Origin of the sequence: Telmatobacter sp. DSM 110680 (assembly GCF_039994875.1) — a bacterium.
GTDB lineage: Bacteria > Acidobacteriota > Terriglobia > Terriglobales > Acidobacteriaceae > Telmatobacter.
Genome location: NZ_CP121196.1, coordinates 2,982,425 through 3,002,581 on the forward strand (window position 1 = coordinate 2,982,425; position 20,157 = coordinate 3,002,581).

General features: G+C 56.2%; 11 protein-coding genes. 4 read left to right on the top strand and 7 right to left on the bottom strand.

What is annotated here, in order from left to right; genetic code table 11:
- Positions 1-88: 88 nt before the first annotated feature.
- From P8935_RS12265 to P8935_RS12275, 3 genes are all read right to left on the bottom strand, one after another.
- Positions 89-4,003, bottom strand: a complete 3,915-nt coding sequence (locus tag P8935_RS12265) for a carboxypeptidase regulatory-like domain-containing protein (RefSeq protein ID WP_348265293.1) — start codon at positions 4,001-4,003, stop codon at positions 89-91.
- Between the two features lie 359 nt (positions 4,004-4,362).
- Entirely contained in the window at positions 4,363-6,129 is a 1,767-nt protein-coding gene (locus P8935_RS12270; protein ID WP_348265294.1) for a CRTAC1 family protein, read from the bottom strand.
- Positions 6,130-6,201: 72 nt separating this feature from the next.
- Positions 6,202-7,830 (bottom strand): tetratricopeptide repeat protein, encoded by a 1,629-nt coding sequence (locus P8935_RS12275; protein ID WP_348265295.1) that lies wholly within the window; start codon positions 7,828-7,830, stop codon positions 6,202-6,204.
- Between the two features lie 107 nt (positions 7,831-7,937).
- On the opposite strand from P8935_RS12275, the gene P8935_RS12280 reads away from it, so the two are divergent.
- Positions 7,938-8,813, top strand: a complete 876-nt coding sequence (locus P8935_RS12280; protein WP_348265296.1) for a neutral zinc metallopeptidase — start codon at positions 7,938-7,940, stop codon at positions 8,811-8,813.
- A gap of 79 nt (positions 8,814-8,892) precedes the next feature.
- Here P8935_RS12280 and P8935_RS12285 read toward each other — a convergent pair whose 3' ends face one another.
- The 4 genes from P8935_RS12285 to P8935_RS12300 form a co-directional block, all read right to left on the bottom strand.
- Positions 8,893-9,258, bottom strand: a complete 366-nt coding sequence (locus tag P8935_RS12285) for a hypothetical protein (protein ID WP_348265297.1) — start codon at positions 9,256-9,258, stop codon at positions 8,893-8,895.
- A 158-nt stretch (positions 9,259-9,416) separates the two neighbouring features.
- Positions 9,417-10,652 carry a VWA domain-containing protein gene (locus tag P8935_RS12290; RefSeq protein ID WP_348265298.1) on the bottom strand — a complete coding sequence of 412 codons (1,236 nt, stop codon included), beginning with the start codon at positions 10,650-10,652 and terminating at the stop codon, positions 9,417-9,419.
- Positions 10,653-10,818: 166 nt separating this feature from the next.
- On the bottom strand, positions 10,819-12,336 hold the full coding sequence (locus tag P8935_RS12295; protein WP_348265299.1) for a magnesium chelatase: 1,518 nt from the start codon (positions 12,334-12,336) through the stop codon (positions 10,819-10,821).
- A gap of 223 nt (positions 12,337-12,559) precedes the next feature.
- Complete coding sequence (locus P8935_RS12300; RefSeq protein ID WP_348260584.1) at positions 12,560-14,875, bottom strand: tetratricopeptide repeat protein; 2,316 nt, start codon at positions 14,873-14,875, stop codon at positions 12,560-12,562.
- Between the two features lie 320 nt (positions 14,876-15,195).
- On the opposite strand from P8935_RS12300, the gene P8935_RS12305 reads away from it, so the two are divergent.
- The 3 genes from P8935_RS12305 (at position 15,196) to P8935_RS12315 (ending at position 20,124) form a co-directional block, all read left to right on the top strand.
- The gene (locus P8935_RS12305) at positions 15,196-17,319 is read left to right on the top strand and encodes a transglutaminase domain-containing protein (RefSeq protein ID WP_348260585.1); all 2,124 of its coding nucleotides are present in this window, start codon (positions 15,196-15,198) and stop codon (positions 17,317-17,319) included.
- A gap of 277 nt (positions 17,320-17,596) precedes the next feature.
- Entirely contained in the window at positions 17,597-19,327 is a 1,731-nt protein-coding gene (locus P8935_RS12310) for a hypothetical protein (RefSeq protein WP_348260586.1), read from the top strand.
- Complete coding sequence (locus tag P8935_RS12315) at positions 19,324-20,124, top strand: tetratricopeptide repeat protein (protein WP_348260587.1); 801 nt, start codon at positions 19,324-19,326, stop codon at positions 20,122-20,124. Before P8935_RS12310 ends, P8935_RS12315 begins: the two co-directional genes overlap by 4 nt.
- Positions 20,125-20,157 lie beyond the last annotated feature (33 nt).

A 20,157-nucleotide genomic window follows, 5' to 3' on the forward strand; every position in this document is an offset into this window, starting at 1 on the left:
TGAAATTTTCCTGGCCATCATGGATTGAAGGAAAATGAAAAGGGGTGGCTTTCGCCACCCCCTTTGTGTTGCAAACTCCTGATCTACATCAGAAGTAGTACTTCGCCGCAAACTGCATCCAGCGATATCCAACCTTGTTCTGTGGGATGCCGCTTGTTGCAGAGTTCGAGTTGTAGGTGAGGGCCGAACCGGTGCTGACGCCGTTGAACACAAGTTGGTTATCAGCATTGCCGGCAAGTCCGAACTGCGCGTTCGGGTGGTTAAGGAAGTTAGTCGCCGAAATACGAACTTCGACGCGCTGTGCATCCGTTACACGGAACGCCTTGAAGATCGCCAGATCGCTGCCAAAGTAATGCGGCGTGCGGATGTAGGGCCAAATGGTTTGGCCATTTTGTCCGACCGACGTTGCTGTTGGCGGCAGTGGCGCTGCAAAGCAGTTGGGATTGAAGTACTGACCCTTGAGCAGGTTTTTACGGGGGTCGCAAACAACCAGCGGCTGAATGCCATTTTCATACTGATTGCTTCCGAACCACGTCGTGGTACCGATAGAGGTGGTGGTATTGCCGCCCTCTGCCGTAGCCGGAATCGGCATAGTGATGACCGTGGGTTGCGCCGTAGTCGAACCAGCGCTCTTCCCGGCGCATCCTGGTGTTGGATCACTCGGGCCAGAGCATTGGTACTGCTGGTAGGTCATGTTCATGTTCGGCGACGTGGTCTGGTAAGGTGCACCGTCCTGATACGTCGTGTAGTTGGAGAGCTGCCAGCCGTTAATCAACTCACCCAGTGCCCAGTTGTTGTGAATGGGCTTGGGCAACTTGTAGCTGAGCGACAGGTTGTAGACCTTGGTGTGGTCATACTCCAGCGGTCCATAGTTGGCGTCGAGATTGAACGGATTGACCACGGGACCGTTGCCGTTTCCATTTGATGTGGAGCCGTCGCGGGTACCGAGGACCTTACCAAAGGTGAAGTTGGTGAACATGTACAGGTTGCCGGACTGTTTCTGTGCGGAGACCTGCAGTGAGTTGTAGTTGGCATATCCGCCGTGTGTCTGAATGAACACGTGGCCGTAGTTGTTCAGCGGACGCCAGTCGTTGGTGTTCGCTCCGGCGCAAGGTGATACGCAGTTCGCCGCGATCGGGGAGGTATTCCAGTAGGTGCCCGACTTTGGATCCGGCGTAAAGAAGGCGCCGAATGGAACCGTGTTCGCGTCCTCAATGTGGCCATTGCTGCCGTTGAGGAGTTGGTTGCGGCTCGCGCTGCCAACGTATGACACTTCCATTACGGTGTGACCAGGCAATGCCTGGGCTACGCCGAAGCTGAAAGTATCCGCATAGGGGACCTTGTTGTCGCCTTCCTTATCAACGTGGATGTCTGCGCCAACCTGGTTCAGACCCTGAGGTACAGGAAGTTGTTTGGTCACAGCAGTGGGACCTGAGCAGCTTCCTGCCAGACCACCTGGATCCGGGTGCATACAAATGAGGCCACCCTGGATGTTATAGCCGTAGAAGCCGTTGACTCCGACGTTGCTGGAGCCGTAGCCGAAAGAGCCAAGAGGGCCATTCATTGCGCCGCTGGCGTCGTTGGATGAGACCTGATAGCGGTAGGTGCCGAAGCCTGCACGAACCACAGTCCGGCCCGTGCCCATGACGTCGTAGGCGAAGCCAAGGCGGGGGTTATATAGGAACAACTGACTCTTCCAGCCGGAAGCCGGAATCTTCGAGTTGAGCTTGTTCCAGAGGATGCCGGTGTTTGCTGGTGGGTTAGCAGTGTTGACATAGCTTGCCGGATCCCAAACCTGAGTTCCACCGAGCGTGTCGTACCACTGACCAACGTGGTCGGCGCGAAGGCCGATGTTAAGCGTCAACTTCCGCGACGCCTTCCAGGAATCCTGGGCCCAGAGCGACCACTGGTGCCACGTGATGTCCGGGACCACGTCCGTGTTGTTCTCGCTGTAGTTTTCGACGCGTCCCATCAGGCGGTCAAGCGTCATGTTCTGCGTTGTCGTATAGCCCCAATTTTCGAAATCATAGTTGCCGTTGATGGGGCTGCCGTTGGCCTGGAGGTTTGCCTGCGTATCCCAGTAGAAGCCTGCCTTCACCGAGTGAGTTCTGATGATCTTGGTAAAGGTGTCGGCGATCGAGGGAGCCTTTGACGTTTTGCCGAAGGTGCCCTTGCCGTAGATGCCGCTGTTGAAATCAAATTCGTTGATCTCGGTGAGGCCGGAATTCCATCCGCCCGTCGAGTTCGGAATCTGATCAGTCTTGGGCGTCCCGAAGAGGCTCTGGGCCGGGAATCCAAGCTTGCTGCGGCTCGATGCACTCACATTGCTCAGGCTGTTGTCGTTGATGAATTCCGAGTAAGCAAACACGACTTCGTTCGTTGTCGTGGCGCTAAACACGTGAGTGTAGTTTGCCAGGTAAACGTGTGCCGTTTCCTTGCCGATTGGTTCAGAAGGATACGGAATCGTCCAGGTAGGAGCCCACCAGATGGAGAGAGGATGCGAGTCGGTCTCCTCCTGCAGTGTGTAGGAACCCCACAACTTGTTGTTGTCGTTGAAGGCATAGGTGACTTTGCCGGTAACTTCCCAGCGATTCTGAGGCGTGGTCGGCGAAAACGTGTAGTTGTTCCAACCATTGGTTGCGCCCGGAGTCGCATTCGGAGCCGGATTGAGGTTGTCGAGGATGACTCCATTGGGGTCGAAGTAAGGCGACAGGTTACTGTAATCCTGGCCAGCAACGTTCCACGGTGAAATCGTCTTGTCCGAGCAGCCTTCATCCCATGCTCCGGTGTTGCTGCAGGGAAGGGTGTAGGTGGGCGAATAGGTGCTGAGTACGTGGGGGTCGATACCGGTGTTGCGATAGTCGCCCTTGCGCTGGTCGGCCGTCGGAACGTTCATGTTGACGGGCGCGTTGTAGGGGTGCTGGTCCATGTACTCGTAACCAGCCCAGAAGAAGAGCTTGTCACGGTTGTGGTTGAAGTGCGGGAAGAAGACCGGACCGCCTACGTTGCCGCCGATGTAGTAGAAGCTTTGCGGCGTAAGGGTGTTCTTCTTAGCGATTACCGATGGCAGAGCACCCGGCGCATCGGCCGCTGCGATCTGGCTTGCTTTGTTGTACCAGTCATTGGCGTAGCCGATGCCGGTATTGCGGGCATAGAGATAGCCTTCGCCGTGGAACTTCTGACCGCCGCTCTTTGAGAAGGCCTGCAGAACTGCCGGGCCCTTCGCGTATTCGGCGCCATAGGAAGCGGACAGATACTTGACGCTGTCCGTCATATCCTGGTTGATGTTGGCGACCTGCGTTCCAGCGTTGCCTGGATCGATAAGATTGGCGCCATCAAGATATACGTCTGTCGAACCGTAGGGCTGCGTGCCGTTGGCGGAAAAGCTGCCGGCGGGGCCGTTGTTGGTGCCGGTGACTTGGCTGTTGTATCCAGAACCCGCGTTGCCGCCGTTGTTGAAGGTGACGCCAGGCATCATCTTGATGAGTTCGGCCGCGTTGCGTCCCGTCAGTGTGGCGGAATCAACCAGTTCGTTGTTCAGGGTGGCGCTGACTTCGGCGGTATCTACCGGAATTTCAGCATCGGCGCCGGAAATGACCGTAACCGCGGTCGCCTCAGATCCGATCTTGAGGTGAATGTTAGGAATCGTGCGGCTATCACCCTGGTTGAGCAGGATGCTGTTTTCTTCCCATGTTGCGAAGCTTTTCGCCGTGATCGTGACCTTATACGTGCCGGGGATCAACGCCGTAACTGAGAAGAAGCCCTGGCCGTCAGATTTGGTTTCACGGACGTCGCCCGTGGACTCGTTAGTTACAACAACCTTGGCCCCAGGTACGCGGGCTTCCGTCTGGTCGGCGGTGATGCCGCTCAACGTGGCGGTCAGTTGCTGTGCATTTGCGATGGAAAAGGACAAAAGCAAGACTGGAATGACCAGCCATGGGATTCGCCCAAACCATTTCGACATCGATGAACTCTTCGATGTCTTTGTTTGGTTTGTAAACATTTACCAAGCCTCCTGAAGCGTTTGTTGTTCTTGTTTTAATCTTCTGGCACACAACTGACCTCGACGCGCCGAGGTTAGCCACCGCCAGAAACCCATCTAAGTGAATCGAGTATCGATATCACAACCGAGAGACCATGAGCAAGCGCTTTTTGGGCGTTTGACCCTCAAGTAAAACGGTTTCCCTTATCACCTAGATTTCTCGAGATTTACCCGGTTGGCCTATTCTGGCCAATTGTCATTTAATTGTCACCGGGTCAAAGTTTTCCTTTGGCTCAAAATCGAACACAGATAAAATTGGAAATAACCCAGACCTTTATACGCGAGAACCTCGGCGCTGGATGTGCTTTGAATCACCCAATTCAGAGGGTCTGGAAAGGCCTCCCTGCCACGATTCCATGCCCCTCCAGGATCGAAATCAGGCGGTTTGCCGCCTGTCCGGGGTATTTCTCCGTGACTCCAGTCGGCCAGATCACCTCAATGTCGGCCGAAACCGCTTTTCCCAAGCCGAAATGCAGGCGAGGGTCATTCGAAGACATGTAGCTCGCCTGGCTCATGACCGATTGGGCCTGAACCTTTCCAGCGTAGTGGACAAGGACTCGAGCCCCTATGGCGCTTCGGTTGCTTTTGGTGCCTTCCAGGCGGACCTTGATCCAGTTGTTCTCTTTGGGAGCGTCGTTGCGGAGTAGGGAAGGGGGCTCATGCTGATTCATGATGACGATATCCAGATCGCCATCATTGTCAAAATCACCGAAAGCGCACCCCCGACTCACGTGATGAGCACCGATCCCGGGTCCGGCTTCGTCCCCTAATCGAGCAAATGTGCCATTCCCTCGATTTCTGAAGAGCAGGCGGGGACCCTTGTACGGGAATTTGGGATTGATTCGTTCCACCTCTGCATAAACGTTTCCGGTGACCCAGAAGATATCAGGAAATCCATCATTGTCGAGATCGACCAGGCCCGTGCCCCAGCTCACGTACGTACGCTCCCCGGCTAAACCGGCCTCGTGCGCTACGTCATCGAAGTTGCCTTTGCCATCGTTTCGGTAGAGTCCGGCCGCTTGTAGTTGGAAGTGAGTTTTAACGATGTCGAGGTGCCCGTCCAGGTCGTAGTCGCCTACTCCAATACCCATACCCGCCATCTCTTGACCGTCCGGGCTGATGGCCACGCCGCGCATCAGTCCTTCCTCGCGGAAAGTGCCGTCGTGGTTATTCAAGAGCAAGAGGCTCTGAGTCGTGTCGCAGGCTACAAAGAGGTCGGGCCATCCATCCTCGTCGATGTCAAAAGAGACGGCAGTTAAGCCATAGGAACTCTTGATCGCCGCAATGCCGGACTCTTTTGAAACATCGGTGAAGGTACCATCGCCGTTGTTCTTGTAAAGGAAGTGCTGCGGCGCCTTCAGCCCCTTTGGGCCGCACGCGACAGGCACGCCTTCGTAGTTGCAATTGGGAACGCTGAGGGATGGCTTGAGCGCGTTCGCCATGTCGATGTCGACATAGTTTGAGACAAACAGATCGAGGAAGCCATCACGGTTGTAGTCAATGAAAGTACAGCCTGCGCCAAATCGTATCGTATCGTGCGTGAGGTGAGCCTTCTCAGTGACGTCGGTGAAGGTGCCGTTGCCGTTGTTGCGATACAGCTTGTTCTGGCCGTAGTAGGTGAGGAATAGATCTTCGAAGCCGTCGTTGTTGTAGTCGCCAACACAAACGCCCACGGCCCAGCCGGCATCCCACAGACCTGCTTCTTTGGTTACATCCTTGAAAGTGCCGTTTCGATTGTTCTTGTAAAGCCGGTTCGACGCATCCGGCGGAACTGCTTCTAGGGTCCGTCCGCCGAGGATGAAGATATCCATCCAGCCATCGTTGTCATAGTCAAAGAAAGCACAACCTCCACCCATCTCTTCAATGATGTACGTAACGGCTTCGGGAACTCCGTAGTACATCTTGGCAGTGAGACCTGCGGACGCAGCGATATCCGTGAACGTCGAAAACGGCTTGGCTGTATCCGCTGGGTGATTTGCTTGTGCGGCGAAAAGATCGCGGGGAAGAAGTGTCGTGGCGCAAAGTGCAGGAGCAGTTTGCAGCAGTTTCCGCCGGCTCCAGCCGGAAGTGGGGAAGAACTTCTTCATTCTTTGAGCGTCCTCATTCTACATTTGCCGCAGAGGAGGGGCAAACACGCACGAGAGTAAGTCCCGGCGCAATCACGGCTGAGATTGATGCGCAGCTGATTCGCGGGACAGGCGATCATTCAGCTTCTTTGCCTGCTCGTTCTCCGGATCAAGCCGCAGTGCCATGGCAATGGCATCGCGTGCCTCAGGGAATTGTCCAGCTATTGCGAACTCTGCCGCAAGATTGATCCAGGCATCGAGATAACTTGGCGCGGCATGCACTGCCGCCTGAAAATGCTGAAGGGCGCCGGCGGAATCTCCACTGCGTGAAAGCAGGTAGCCGAGTTCATTCTGTGCGCCGGCCAGGTTCGGGTCCAATTGGATCGCCTGTTCAAGCTGGGCGCGCTCGCTATTCGAGTCGCCGGCTTTATGGAGCGCTAGTGCCAACTTGTACTTGAAATTGGCATTGCTGGGTTGCGCCGCTACAGCTTCCTTATAGTGACTGAGCGCGTCTTGGAGCTTGTCGTTCTTTAACTCGTCGTCTGCCTGAGCGGCTTTCATCGATGCTTCAAGCTGGGACTCGTCGCTTGATTTCTGCTCCTGGTAAATCTGGATCTCTTTCTTTGCCTGTTCGGATTCACCAAGACCGCGGAGAGCGAGCGCGAGCTGATAATGAGCTTGCGCCTCTTTTGCCCCCATAGCGATGGACTTTTCGAGTTCCTGGCGCGCGGGAGCCCAATCCTTTAGGAATACCAGGACCATGCCGAGTTCGTAGTGGGAGTTGGGAAGACTCGGATCAATCGATACGGATTGCTCGAGGAGAGATTTGGCTCCGGGATAATCACCTAATGCGCGAAGAACAATTCCATTGAGATAAAGGACTTCAGCGTCATGCGGACGCTTTGCGAGGAGCTTTGGACCGATAGGACGTGCCGCATTTATGTGATTGGTGAGGACAAGAATCCGGAAAAGCTGCAGCTCGGCTTCCTGATTGCCGGGGTTGGCCTCAACGATATGCTGAGCGAGGTTGATCGCGTCCTGATAACGAAGCTGCTTGACCAAAACAACGATAAGAGCTCTTGAGAGTGGCAGAGAAGCTGGGCGCGCGCTCAGCGCTTCGGTCAAGACGTCGCGGGCATCGTCAAGCATGTTCAGATTTCCAAGAGCCCGTGCGAGGTCGATTGTGAGTTTCTCAGTGTGCGGAGCATTGCGCAGCAGAATCACCACGTCGATGAATGCATTGCGATCAAGCAGGTCCTGACTGAGACCTTCAAGCGCAGTAGTCGACGCCGGATCAATGGCGAGCGCTTGATGCCACTGTTCTTCGGCCTCCTGCCGCTTTCCTTCCTGGTCGAGGACAAAAGCGAGCATCAGGTGAGGCTTGATGACTTGTGGATCAAGTTGCACGGCTTTTTGAAGTTCAGGGAGAGCGTCGGCGGTATGGTTGCCATCGACGTAGGCGAGGCCGGTAAGGTAATGCAGCTGCGCTGACCCAGAATCTGACTTCACGGCGGCACGAAATGTCGCTACGGCGCAGTCAAACTGCTTGTGGCTGGCGTACCAGCTGCCGAGGACAACGGCATTGTCGGTGGTGGGATGGGCTTTGATCTTGGCGAGCAATTCTGCAGGACCGTTGCAGACGGCATACGCGGCGGTGGCCGTGAAGCCCGAAACGCCGGCCAGAGCTAAAACTGCAAACTTCGCCACCGGCCGCTTAACCACTTAAGGATCTCCTGCAAATCAGGATAACAACTCAGGTGGAAATCGTCTTGGAACCGCTTGGTGACCGAGTATGCCAAACTGCATCTGAGGTATTGAGGACAGAACGTATGGAATGGCAGGACGAGGGCGTCAGCTCGGATATTGAAGATCGCCGCGGTTCGAGCGGCGGCGGATTTGGATTTGGCGGAGGGATGGGGATTGGTGGTTTCATCCTGGTCCTGATCATCAGCGTGATCACGGGACGGAATTTCTTCGCCGGGGGTGGAGGGCAGACAGATGTGGATCCCGGCCCAGGGGCGGCGCAGGGGGCGCCGAGCGGGCCGGTGGCTGAAGCTCCCGGGGAAGATCGCGATGTGCATCTCATCAGCTTCGTGCTGAATGACACGCAGAACACGTGGTCTAAGATCTTTGCCGCGCACGGACGGCAGTATCGCCACGCGAAGCTTGTGCTTTACCGCGATGTGACGTATTCGGGCTGCGGAACGGCACAAGCTACGACAGGACCTTTCTATTGCCCTGAGGACGAGAAAGTGTATATCGACCTGTCTTTCTGGCAGGAGCTGAAGCACTTTGGCGGCGATACAGGCGATTTCGCGCAGGCATATGTGGTTGCGCATGAGCTAGGACATCACGTGCAAAAGCTGCTGGGGATCGAACAGCGCATGCGCCGGTTGTCGCAGCAGGACGAGGGCGAGCAAAATCCTCTGTCGGTTGATTTGGAATTGCAGGCGGATTGCTTCGCCGGCGTGTGGGGACATAGCACCGAGCAGCGCAACATCGTTCATGAAGACGACATCGCCAGCGCGCTTAAGGCGGCTGCGGCGGTGGGAGACGATCATCTGCAGAAAATGAGCGGGCGTGCTGTGAGTCCAGAGACGTGGACGCATGGATCAAGCGCGCAGAGGACCGAGTGGTTCAAGCGTGGGCTTCAAGGCGGCGACGTGAACAGCTGCCCGACGTTCGATGGAAAGCTGGCACCGTGAAGTCGCGGAACAGGACTTCAATCGGGCTCTCTGGCCAACGGATTATGAGCGCTTTTGGCCTGACACTTCATTAAGTCGTTCACGACGGTTTTGGCTTCGCTGCCTGCAAAGTTGCCAGCGCCTTCGCAACTCGATGCTGAAACTGACGCCAATCGGAGTTTTCTGGGCCAACCTGATCGATGGTCGCCTTTGCCGTGCAACTGCCGTTCTTGGCCGTCAGCTCTACTTTTTGTGTGTAGGGGGTGAACCTCCCGACGACAACGAACGACGCTCTCTGCGCGGCATCATCTATTGAGATGATTCCGTAGCGATCTGGCTTGCCTAGCGTGTCCTTGACGGCCCGCCAAAGGTCGTTGCAGGGAGCCTGATAGACGTCGATTGATTTGGCCAGCGCGGGAACAGTAACAATCAGCATCAAGAATGGCGTGACAAAAAACCTGAACATCACTGTCCTCTGGCTCGCGACCGGGTCCCAGGATGCACGCAGAGTCTGAGAAACAACCGCAGCCGGGAATTATACGGCTGCTCCCGGCCTCAGGAGTGTGATGTAGTTAGACCAAATGTACCGTCGAACTTGTGCCTGCTTTGAAAGAGGGCTCTCGCTCAATGAACCGTCTTCGATTTGCGGTTCATGTAATCCATCAGCAGGTATTCGCCCAATGTGTCGGGCGTGGTGAAGTATGCCTTGCCGCGGCACATCTCTGAAACCTTGTGGACGAACTGCACGAGGCCGAGGTCGGAAGCCAGCATGAAGGTGTTGATCATGATGTTGGAGCGCTTGCAGCGCGCGACTTCTTCCAGAGTCTCACTGACGACCAGCGGATCGAGGCCATAGGCGTTCTTGTAAATGCGGCCGTCCGGTAGTGTCAGTGCCGACGGTTTGCCGTCGGTAATCATGACGATCTGCTTCATGTCCTTGCGCTGGCGGGCGAGAATGCGCTGCGCGACGCGCAGGCCTTCGCGGGTGTTGGTGTAATACGGACCGACCTTGACGCGGGCTAGTTGCGAGACGGGCAGTTCTTCGGCGGAGTCGTGGAAGAGAACCAGCGAAAGCGAGTCGCCAGGGTACTGCGTGCGGATGAGATGCGACAGCGCCATCGCAACTTTTTTGGCGGGGGTGAAGCGGTCTTCGCCATAGAGGATCATGGAGTGGGAGCAGTCGAGCATGACGACGGTGGCGCAGGAGCTCTGGTATTCGCACTGGTGAACATGCAGGTCGTCGTACTCCAAATTGAGCGGCAGGCCGATTCCTTCGCGGGAGATAGCGGACTTGAGCGTTGTGGTGGTGTCGAGGTTGAGCGTGTCGCCAAATTCATAGCGCTGCGATGCGCCGTGAGCTTCGATGCCGGTGGCCCAGTGACGCGTGTCGTGGCGGCCGAAGTTTGATTTGCCAAGCGAGCCCAGCAGATCGCGCAGTGTCTTGAAGCCGAGGAAGTCGAGGCTCTTGTCGGTGACTTCGAATTTGACTTCGCCCTGGATGTTTCCAGCTTCGCCCATCATTTTCGACATCTGTGTGGGGCTCATGTTTTGCGAGTAGGAGATATAGTTTTCCTGCTCCATGCGCTGGATGAGCTTGTCGATGAGCTCATCGATTTTGCCCCGCTCGCCCATTTGTTCAAGCTGCTGGCGAATGCGGTCGTCAAACATATCGCCGGATTCGAGGAGCTGACGCAAGGCTTCGCGCAAGTCGTCGAGAGTGTGGTCCATGTCCTGAAAGCGCAGATAGGGATCGCGGAAGCCCGAGTCGAGGAGGTAATCGGAGAGTGCCTTAAGTAGGTCTTCGATATCCATCTCGGAGGCCAGGTCGCCGGTGAATTTGGTGTAGCGAACGCGCTTCATGGGTTGTCCTAGTGTGGTTGAACTTGCGTTGCAGGTCGAAAAGCAGATCCTTCGCTCCGCTTACCCCACTGCGTGGGGCCCCAAGCTGCTCCGCTCAGGATGACACAGTGCAGTTGGTGCGATCCCTTGTAGCTCTCGCGGAGTCTTAAGCCTGGATCCTCCGTTGCTAGTTCAAGCCTCCACCGCGGCCTGATCGGCGGGCGCGCTGCCAATCGTCGAATTCGACTTCAATGTCACGGTCTTCCTTGCGCTTCGATTTTTCGGGAGCCGCAAATCCGCGTTCTTCGCTGCGGCTCAACTTGCGGTGCGAAACGAGGCCTTCGAGAAGGAACTCTGCTCCAGCGACGGCCCTGGAAGGATCGTCAGAGACCTTGACTTGGAGCGGAGAGAGTTTTTCAAAAAGGCCTTGGATCTTTTTCAAATCTGCTAGTGCTGCGGTGCTGGATTGGTTGTCATCGAGCTTGACGGTTCCGCCAAGGTTGAACCACTGCTCGATCTGCTGAGTGTTGGTTTCGGAGAAGTAGCGATCGTAAATCTTTCCGACTGCGGTGCGGATAAGTTCGCGGACGACGGTATCAGCGCCGCGCATCTCGCCTTCATATTCAAGTTCGAGCTTGCCGGTGATACCGGGCAGCGCGGCGTAGATGTCGCTGATGCGCGGGACGGCGAGTTTCTCTCCGTTCACGAGGGCGCGTCGTTCGGCATTGGACACAACCAGTTCCATGGTGGAAATGGGGAGGCGCTGACTTACGCCACTGCGCTTGTCGACGCGCTTGTCGTCGCGCGCCGTGAAGGCGACCTGTTCCACGACGGCGCGGACATACGCGGGAATTTCGATGGGTGCGGCTCCGCGCTCGGACCATGCTTCCTGGGCGGTGATGGCGATGCCCTCTTCGATGGTTTCCGGATAATGGGTGCGAATCTCGGAGCCGATGCGGTCTTTGAGCGGAGTCACGATTTTGCCGCGGGCGGTATAGTCCTCGGGGTTGGCGCTGAAGACGAGGGCGACGTCGAGAGCGAGGCGGACGGGGTAGCCCTTAATCTGCACGTCGCCTTCCTGCATGATGTTGAAGAGGGCCACCTGGATTTTTCCGGCGAGGTCGGGCAGTTCGTTGATGGCGAAGATGCCGCGGTTGGCGCGGGGCAGCAGGCCGTAGTGCATGGTCAGTTCGCTGGAAAGATCTTCGCCGCCGCGGGCCGCCTTGATGGGGTCGAGATCGCCGATGAGGTCTGCAACGGTGACGTCGGGCGTGGCCAGCTTTTCAACATAGCGATCGCTGCGGCCGATCCACGCGATTGGCGTTGAGTCGCCACGTTCGGCGATGAGGTCGCGGCAGCGCTTGCAGAGCGGATTGTAGGGGTTGTCGCGGATTTCGCAACCGGCAATGCAGGGCATGTATTCGTCGAGCAGCGCAGTCAGGGCACGGAGGATGCGGCTCTTGGCCTGACCGCGCAGGCCGAGCAGGATGAAGTTCTGCCGGGAAAGCACAGCGTTGACGATCTGCGGGACCACCGTGTCTTCAAAGCCGACGATGCCGGGAAAGAGCGTCTCATGCGCCTGCAGCCGGACGATGAGGTTCGAGCGCAGTTCATCTTTAACATTGCGGGACTTTAGGCGAGCTTCGGAAAACTGGTTGGTGCTGCGCAGTTCCCCTAGGGTATGGGGAAGAGGGTGACCTGGCATGGAATGGCTCCTGTTCCGGCCCGACCGACCGGTGTGTGTATAGTAGACGCGCTCGAGCCATAATGCGGCGCGGGGAATTGAGGTTCTTTTCATCGGCCCGAAGAATTGAATGCTTGCATCAAGCGGCCAGTGGGTCCAGCGGCGCGCAACAGCTTCTAAATGAGAGCACAGAGGGGAAGACGGAACAATCCCGCATCACGAAACTTCTTACGCTGGGTGCAAGTTAATTTGGTTTCCTGCCCGAGTCGAAATGCTGGTAGTGGTTGAGCGCGTCCTGCAGGGTTGCCGCAGCCTGCTGATCGTTTTGCTTGACCGCGAGGTCCAGCGCCTGGCGAACTGCGGGGATGGCATCGGCGGTACGACCTGTCTTGTCATACACCTTAGCCAACTCCGCGAGACAGCGCCAGTCTTTGCCTCTGCTGAGCGCGACTGCTTTCTCAAGAGGAGCAACAGCCCCGTCAAAGTCGCCCCGTGATTCAAGGACATAGGCGACGTTGAAGCGATACTCCACCGAGCCGGGATCTACGGCGATGGCTCTATTCAGTTGCTCGATGGCACCGTCGGAGTCGCCGTTAAGGGCCAGGGAGACGGCGAGGTGGTCGAGAAAGGTGGGATTAGTGGGCATCAGGGAGACGGCCTTGCGGTATTCGATGAGCGCGTCCCTTTCCTGATCGTTGGCGCTGAGGGCCGTGGCAAGGATGTAGTGGGAGAGCGGGTCTTCGGGATTTGTGGCGATGGCTTTGTGCAGCGTGTCGATTGCTTCAGAGAACTGGCTGGCTTCGATTTGCGCGTAGGCCTGATCAAAGAGGCGATAGAAGTTGGTGGCCTCCGGATCAATCTTGTCGATCGACGTGCCGGCAGGCAGGTTAATGAACTCCGGAATATTAATGGCCCGGTTGGCGGCCGTTGTGTCGTCAACGATGATGGCAGGGGTATCGTTACCGTCGGCGTCGATGTGGGTGAGCATAAGCCGCGTGTAAGGTCCCCGTGCCTTCGAGGAGAACGCCAGCCAGTGTCCATTAGGCGACCACGTGTGCCACGAGTTCATGGGTGCAAGATTGCAATGCATCAGGCGAGCTTTCCCACCAGCGAAGGGCACGATGTAGAGTTTGCTGTCAGGGCGCATTAGCAGGCCGTTCTTGTTCTGCACAAAGACGATCCATTTACCGTCGGGCGAGACTTTGGGGAAGTTGTTGCTCATTCCGTTGGCGGAAGCACCTTCGACAGGAACGGCTTTGCCTCCGCGGCCTTCGTTAAATGGAATCTTGTAGAGGTCGTACTGGATTTGCGTCTCGCCGGGATCGTTAGCTTGCTCGGGCTTTGCCGCCCCTACGGGATAGGGATCACGAGCGAGGGCGCGGCTGAAGATGAGGTACTTGCCATCTGGCGACCAGAACGCACTGGTTTGGACGTATTGGGCATCGTCCGCTCCCGGCAACGGGCGCATCTTGCCTTCCTTGCTGTCGTACCAGGCTAAAATGCCACGGGTGGGATAGAAAACCTGGCTGAACTGGATGCTGCGGTAGTTGGTGCTGTAGATCCTGTCGAGAATTCCGGAAGCAAATCCAGGCTCCTCGTTTTGATGCTTATTGGTATTGTTGGGCGGACCAATGGAAGTGACAACGTATCGACCCGTCGGTGAGACCTGCGACATGAATCCGAAGCGCTTGACTGCTGGATCGGCGGCGCGCGTCTCCTCGTTCAGCCCGAAAGAACTCCAATGAATGACGTTGGAATTGCGAATGGTCATGTCTTTCGAAATGGGGACGAGTGCATAGAGACCCTTGTCATTGCGGGGGCCGTCAAGATCGAGGCCGAACGTGGTGCCGTCGCGCGAGACGGAATGGCAGTTGGCGCATGTGGGCAGATTGGTCATCACCAAGTGGCTTTTGGGTTGAGAGATATCACGAATCTGCCACTTGATCAGGGGAATCGCTGAGCGAGGGAGCGGGGCGATTGGGCCTTTTTCTTCAGGTGGCGGAAGACGCAAGGGAACATCGCGATAGAAGACTGGAGCACCAACCGGATCGGACGACGTCGAGATTGTGACGTGACCAATTGAGCTGGGCTCGGTCACATTCGGCGCTAGGCCCATGATGGTGATGCGAGCCGGTGAGTTGACAGACAGATGCTTGATTTTTTCCCAGGTTGCGATGTCGGGTTTCCACGTGTGCGTTGTGGCTTGTTCAAGCGTCAGAGCGAGGTCAGGCCCAGCATCCGGATCGCTTTGACCGCGTTGAAGCAGATCGCCCGGTGCGTTTATGCGGAGGGGAGTCGACACTCCGGCGAATGAGATTTCAAGCACCCACCGTTTCGATGACTCGTTGGCATCGTGCCAAAGGAATGTGGGCGGTGTGATTTCGGGAGGGAAGACGGAGCCTTCCAGCGGATAGTCGATCTTGATCGGCAAGGCCTGCGACGGTGATGGATTTTGGAGTGTTGTATCAGATGATGGCGAAAATGCGGCGCCACACATCAGCAGCGCCGCGCCCGCAGTGACGATCGCCACAATCACAATGTGGGAAAGACGAACCCTCATGAGCCTCCGAACGATCGCAACTGAGCTCTCGCCCTATCTTGAGAATGAAGGTGTGGACTGAATGATTCGGTGATCCCGCTCACATCGATTAGGTGAAGTCGCCACCCCGAAGGCTTGGAGGAGTCGATCGGGACTCATTGAGATTCTTTCGCGGCGAGGATCACTTATCTCTGAAGTCCGCTGGACTATTCTTCTCTGCAGTGAGCTTTCTCAGCGAGAGGGCGATTCCTGAATCGCAGGGGAGTTCTTGAGGTTTTATTCGAGTTGAACCTTTTGGGGCATGTATCCGTCCTAGAAGTAGATAAATCCAGGAGTAATTTATGCGTTTTCATGGTGCCTTGCTTTTTGTTTCTCTGCTAACGGTTGTGACGGTTCCACGTGTTGTGCATGCCCAGTTTCCGCCTGTTCCCAAGGAGGAGCTGACCATGACGGCAGATCCCAAGGCGCCAGGGGCCGCGGCTGTTTATCTCTATCGCGAGGAAACTGAAGACGATCCGCACGCATTCAGAACGATCTATGCTCGCATCAAGGTGCTGACGGAAGCCGGCAAAAGTGCCGCCGTCGTTCATATCAATTATCCCAAGACTTTTGTCTTCAATGCAGTGGGTACGAATTCAAGCCGGATGGCAACGGGGAACTCTAACAGCTGGGACGCGCCGAGTCTCAATCACCTTGGCGAAGATCAGCCATGGGACACGGACAGCTATGTTGGCAAAGTGGAGATTGGAGCGCTCGAGGGCCGGGTAATCCATCCGGATGGAACAATCGTGCCGTTGACGGGTAAGCCTTCGGAATTGTTGAAGGCAACGAAAGGAACGCGCGGCAGCGAAACCAGCTTCACGATGCCGGGCGTTGAAGTCGGAAGTGTCATCGAATACCGCTACCAGGTGCGTTACGACCGCTATCTAACCGCTCCGGACTGGAAGTTGCAGAAAGAGTATTTCATTCACAAGGAGCACTTTGTCTTCCGGCCATCGAAGCAATTTCTCCCGCAACAATCGAAAGACGTTGGGGCCGGGGACAGCGCGCTGAAAGATCCGCACGACAACATTCTGACTGACATCCGGTTTAAGCCCGTTCTTCCAGCGGGCAAAACTCTCATTACGGATGCAATGGGGAACTACGTCATTGATCTTACGGATGTTCCCCCCATTCCACAGGAGACTTACGCGCCTCCGCTGACCGATCAGGCTTATAGCGTGGACTTTTTTTACACGTACACGCCGGATGTGAAGGACTACTGGCAGAAGCAGATGGGTTTTTGGACACGGGCGCTGAACGCCTATACCGCACCCACCCAGACGCTGCAAAATGCCGTGAAGGAATTTGTATCGCAGTCCGATTCTCCAGTCGATAAGGCGAAAAAACTCTATGACGTGGCGCAGAAGATTGAGAACACGGATTCGAGCCCGGATGGCGCGCCTCTTACGGGGAGTGAGTTTATTCCGCGCGGCAAAGTTGAATCGGTTCTCCTGAACAAGAAAGGATCGAGCAATCAGATTGCGTTTCTTTACCTGGCGCTGATGAGAACGGCAGGAATCAGCGCGCGGCCCGAAAGGATTGCGAGCCGCAGTCTTCGCATCTTCTCCGCGCAATTCATGGACAATATTCAGCTCGACACTGTGCTGATCGGATTGCAGATCGACGGTAAGGAGATCCTTGTTGATCCAGGCACGAGCATGGCCCCCTTCGCGACTCTTCACTGGGCACATGCGGGTGCGGGTGGAGTGGCAATGGATGCAAACAACAAGGCTCAGATCATTATCACGCCATTGCAGAAGAACACGGACAACAGCACCCTTCACGTGGGCACGATCGACGTGTCACCACAAGGTGCCGTCTCTGGAACGTTGAAGATTGGATTCATTGGACAGCGCGGGATCGAGTTGCGACAACTCGGAGTAAGGTCGGGGGTTGAAGCAGTGAAATCGGAAATTGACGCCATGATCGCGCAGCAGGTGCCATCTGGCATCAATGCCGCGGTCGATCACATCGTTTATCTCGATGATCCGAGCAAGCAGTTGCTGGCCGTAATCTCGGTGACGGGTTCCCTCTCGAAGAGTGCGAATGGAAGAATTGAGCTTCCCCGCAATTTCTTCGAGGCCCAGGAGAGGAATCCATTTCCAGAAACTCCGCGAGAGCTTCCGATTGACATGCGATATCCGGCACAAGAGCAGGAACAGATTACCTACACGGTGCCGCCCGGCTATACGCTCGAGGCAACTCCGAAGGATTCAACTCTGAAGTGGGAAGAGAACGCCGCGTACCAGGTTCACACGAAGATTGAGGGAAGTTCAATTACCGAGGCGCGTATTCTAGCGCGAGGGTTTACCCTGCTCGACCCAAAAGATTATGGGCAATTGCATGACTTTTACCAGAAAGTAGTAGCTGCGGATCAGCAGACCCTTGCGCTGAGCGCAGCGCAAGCAAGTAAGCTTCAGTAATCGCAATTCGCATGGGCGGGCATCACACACGAAGGCTGGAATGGTTTCGAGATAAACGGCGATTTGACAGCTCATTTCTTGGCCTGCGAACATCGTCTAGATCGACGACATCATTCCTGTCTTCCTACGACCAAGCATCAGGAATGATGCAGGTCACGACTTCGCCAGTCAGAAAAGAAATTCCGGGCTCCCGTTAGCATTGAGCGAACTGCAAGCGTAAGCAGCCAGTTTGCTTCATTGTTCCTCGATGCAGAGGCAAAAGCTCCTTGGAGGAACAGTGCATCGAGGAAGCAAAATCGCGCAGATGTTTTGGGGAACGCTGCGTCAGGGCACAATGTTTGTCGTCGTTCTCCTAACCGTCCTCTTTCTGCCTGCCGATAGATCCAGCCGGATTGAAGTTCCCGTTACCACTCGGGCATTTGCTGCACGCTCCGAAGCAGCAGTCCTGACGCAGATCTCTATCGATTATCCGGAAGACGGCTCGATCTTTCCGCCTGGCATTACTCCGCCTACTTTTCTTTGGCGCGATGCAGCTGGGACTTCCTGGAGCATCGACATTTCGTTTGCTGACAGTTCTGCTCCCATTCATGCGACTTCAAAAGGAGAGCGCATGCAGATTGGCCCGATTGATCCGGATTGTGTGGCCGATTCTAACTCTCCGCCCGCGCTGACACCACAGCAAGCCGCTACCTGGACCTGGAAGCCCGATGCCGCGGAGTGGGCCGCAATCCAGACGCACTCGGCGAACAGTCAAGCCACCGTTACCATCACTGGGTATCGCGACGGGAAAGAAGCCTACTCGCAGTCGCATGTCCGGTTTACCACTTCTAAGGACGAAGTAAACGCGCCGATTTTTTATCGCGATGTTCCGCTGATGCCGGCATCGAGCAGCGGCGGCGCGGTCGCGCCCCTCGCGCAGTCCAACATTCACCTGATCCACTGGCGCATTCGCGATATCCGCAAGCCAGAAAGCCACACCGTGCTGAAGGATATGCCCACCTGCGCCAACTGCCATTCGTTCTCGGCCGATGGCAAGACTTTTGGCATGGATATCGACGGCCCTGCAAACGACAAGGGCCTGTACGCGGTGGTCCCCGTGCAAAAGCACATGGTGATCCAGAGCAAGGACATGGTGCATTGGAATACCGACGGCAAGGTCGGGACAGTCCGCGTCGGGTTCATGTCGCAGGTTTCGCCCAACGGCCAATACGTTCTGAGCACCTTTGCAGGTCCGGAGTTGAGCAGGCTGATCGACAGTTACTACGTGACCAATTTTACGGACTATCGCTTCTTGCAGGTCTTTTTCCCAACGAAAGGAATTCTGGAGTACCTTAACCGCGCTACGGGACTGCGTGAACCGTTGCCGGGCGCAGATGATCCGAAATATGTGCAGACAGACGGTGTGTGGAGTCCCGACGGAAAGTACATTGTCTTCGCACGAGCCGAGGCGCGCGATCCGCGTCCGCCGGGTCAGGGCCGTGCCACGCATGCCAATGATGCCAACGAAGCGCAGATTAAGTATGAGCTATATCGCATTCCCTTCAATGGCGGGAAGGGCGGAACGCCGGAGCCGATCAAGGGCGCTTCACAAAATGGAATGAGCAACAACTTTCCGAAGATCTCGCCGGATGGCAAGTGGATTGTCTTCGTGCAGTGCAAGAATGGACAACTGATGCGGCCGGACAGTCAGCTGTACATCATTCCAGCAGAGGGTGGAACGGCGCGGCGGCTGCGCTCCAACACCCGATTGATGAATTCATGGCACAGCTGGTCGCCCAATGGGCGGTGGCTAGTGTTCTCATCGAAGGCCCGCTCGCCGTACACGCAGATGTATCTTACTCATATCGATGAGCAGGGTAACTCGAGTCCGGCGATTCTGATTGATAATGCGACGGCCTCGAATCGCGCGGTGAATATTCCGGAGTTTGTAAACATCAACCCAGATGGCATTGACCAGATCGAGGTGCATGTGGCCGATGGAGTTCAGACTGCGGCGACTGGCAAATGAGGACAGGCATCAACGGAAGTCGACACGCGCGGGTATCTTCATTGCGGTTTAGCGTACTGATCTTTGCGTGGGGCGTTGCGGCATTTGCGGGAGGTGCGCAGGAGCCCTGCGCACCTCCCGATTCCATGAAGGCGCGCTTCGCAGGCAAGCCGGATCCAACTGCGTTGAATGATCTCGGTGCGTGGTTTGGCGAGCATGACAACTACACCTGCGCCGCCGAAGCTTTTGCGACCTCGCTACAGATGGATCCAAAACAGAAGGACATGCCGCACGTCGCTTTTATGTTTGGGGCGAGCCTGTATTATGCAGGCGACGCAAAAGAAGCGATCCCAGCCCTGCAGGCAGCCGAGCAATCCGGCTACAACGAGATCAAGCTTCATCTGCTGCTAGCGCGGGCGCAGGACGATGCGCATGCGCGGCCCGAGGCTGAGACGGAGTGGCGCTCGGCGCTGGATATCGATCCGGAGTATTCCTATGCTCTTGATGCCCTGTCAGACGATCTTATTGCAGATCACGACAGCAAAGGCACAATCGAGTTGCTCGACAAGCCACGCCTTGTTCCCCAACGCACGGTGCACCAGGCGATGAATCTCGGGACAGCTTACGTGCTGGAAGGAAAACGCGAAGATGCCGAACGTATTCTTCGCGATGCTTTGAACACTTATCCTGATGCTGTTGAGCTTGCCTCTCAACTTGCCGACGTTCTAACGCAGTCGGGCAGGAAAGCAGAAGCGGAAGCGGTGTTGCGGATCATTAAGGAGCGCAAGACCGGCACCGCCGAAGCGAAGGATCACTGATTCGCTGACAATCGCAAATGAAGAGGCGCGACC

Bases quoted from the DNA above. Each gene is read 5' to 3' on its own strand.
- P8935_RS12265 (WP_348265293.1), bottom strand. From the start codon at position 4,003: ATGTTTACAAACCAAACAAAGACATCGAAGAGTTCATCGATGTCGAAA.
- P8935_RS12270 (WP_348265294.1), bottom strand. From the start codon at position 6,129: ATGAAGAAGTTCTTCCCCACTTCCGGCTGGAGCCGGCGGAAACTGCTG.
- P8935_RS12280 (WP_348265296.1), top strand. From the start codon at position 7,938: ATGGAATGGCAGGACGAGGGCGTCAGCTCGGATATTGAAGATCGCCGC.
- P8935_RS12285 (WP_348265297.1), bottom strand. From the start codon at position 9,258: ATGTTCAGGTTTTTTGTCACGCCATTCTTGATGCTGATTGTTACTGTT.
- P8935_RS12290 (WP_348265298.1), bottom strand. From the start codon at position 10,652: ATGAAGCGCGTTCGCTACACCAAATTCACCGGCGACCTGGCCTCCGAG.
- P8935_RS12295 (WP_348265299.1), bottom strand. From the start codon at position 12,336: ATGCCAGGTCACCCTCTTCCCCATACCCTAGGGGAACTGCGCAGCACC.
- P8935_RS12300 (WP_348260584.1), bottom strand. From the start codon at position 14,875: ATGAGGGTTCGTCTTTCCCACATTGTGATTGTGGCGATCGTCACTGCG.
- P8935_RS12305 (WP_348260585.1), top strand. From the start codon at position 15,196: ATGCGTTTTCATGGTGCCTTGCTTTTTGTTTCTCTGCTAACGGTTGTG.
- P8935_RS12315 (WP_348260587.1), top strand. From the start codon at position 19,324: ATGAGGACAGGCATCAACGGAAGTCGACACGCGCGGGTATCTTCATTG.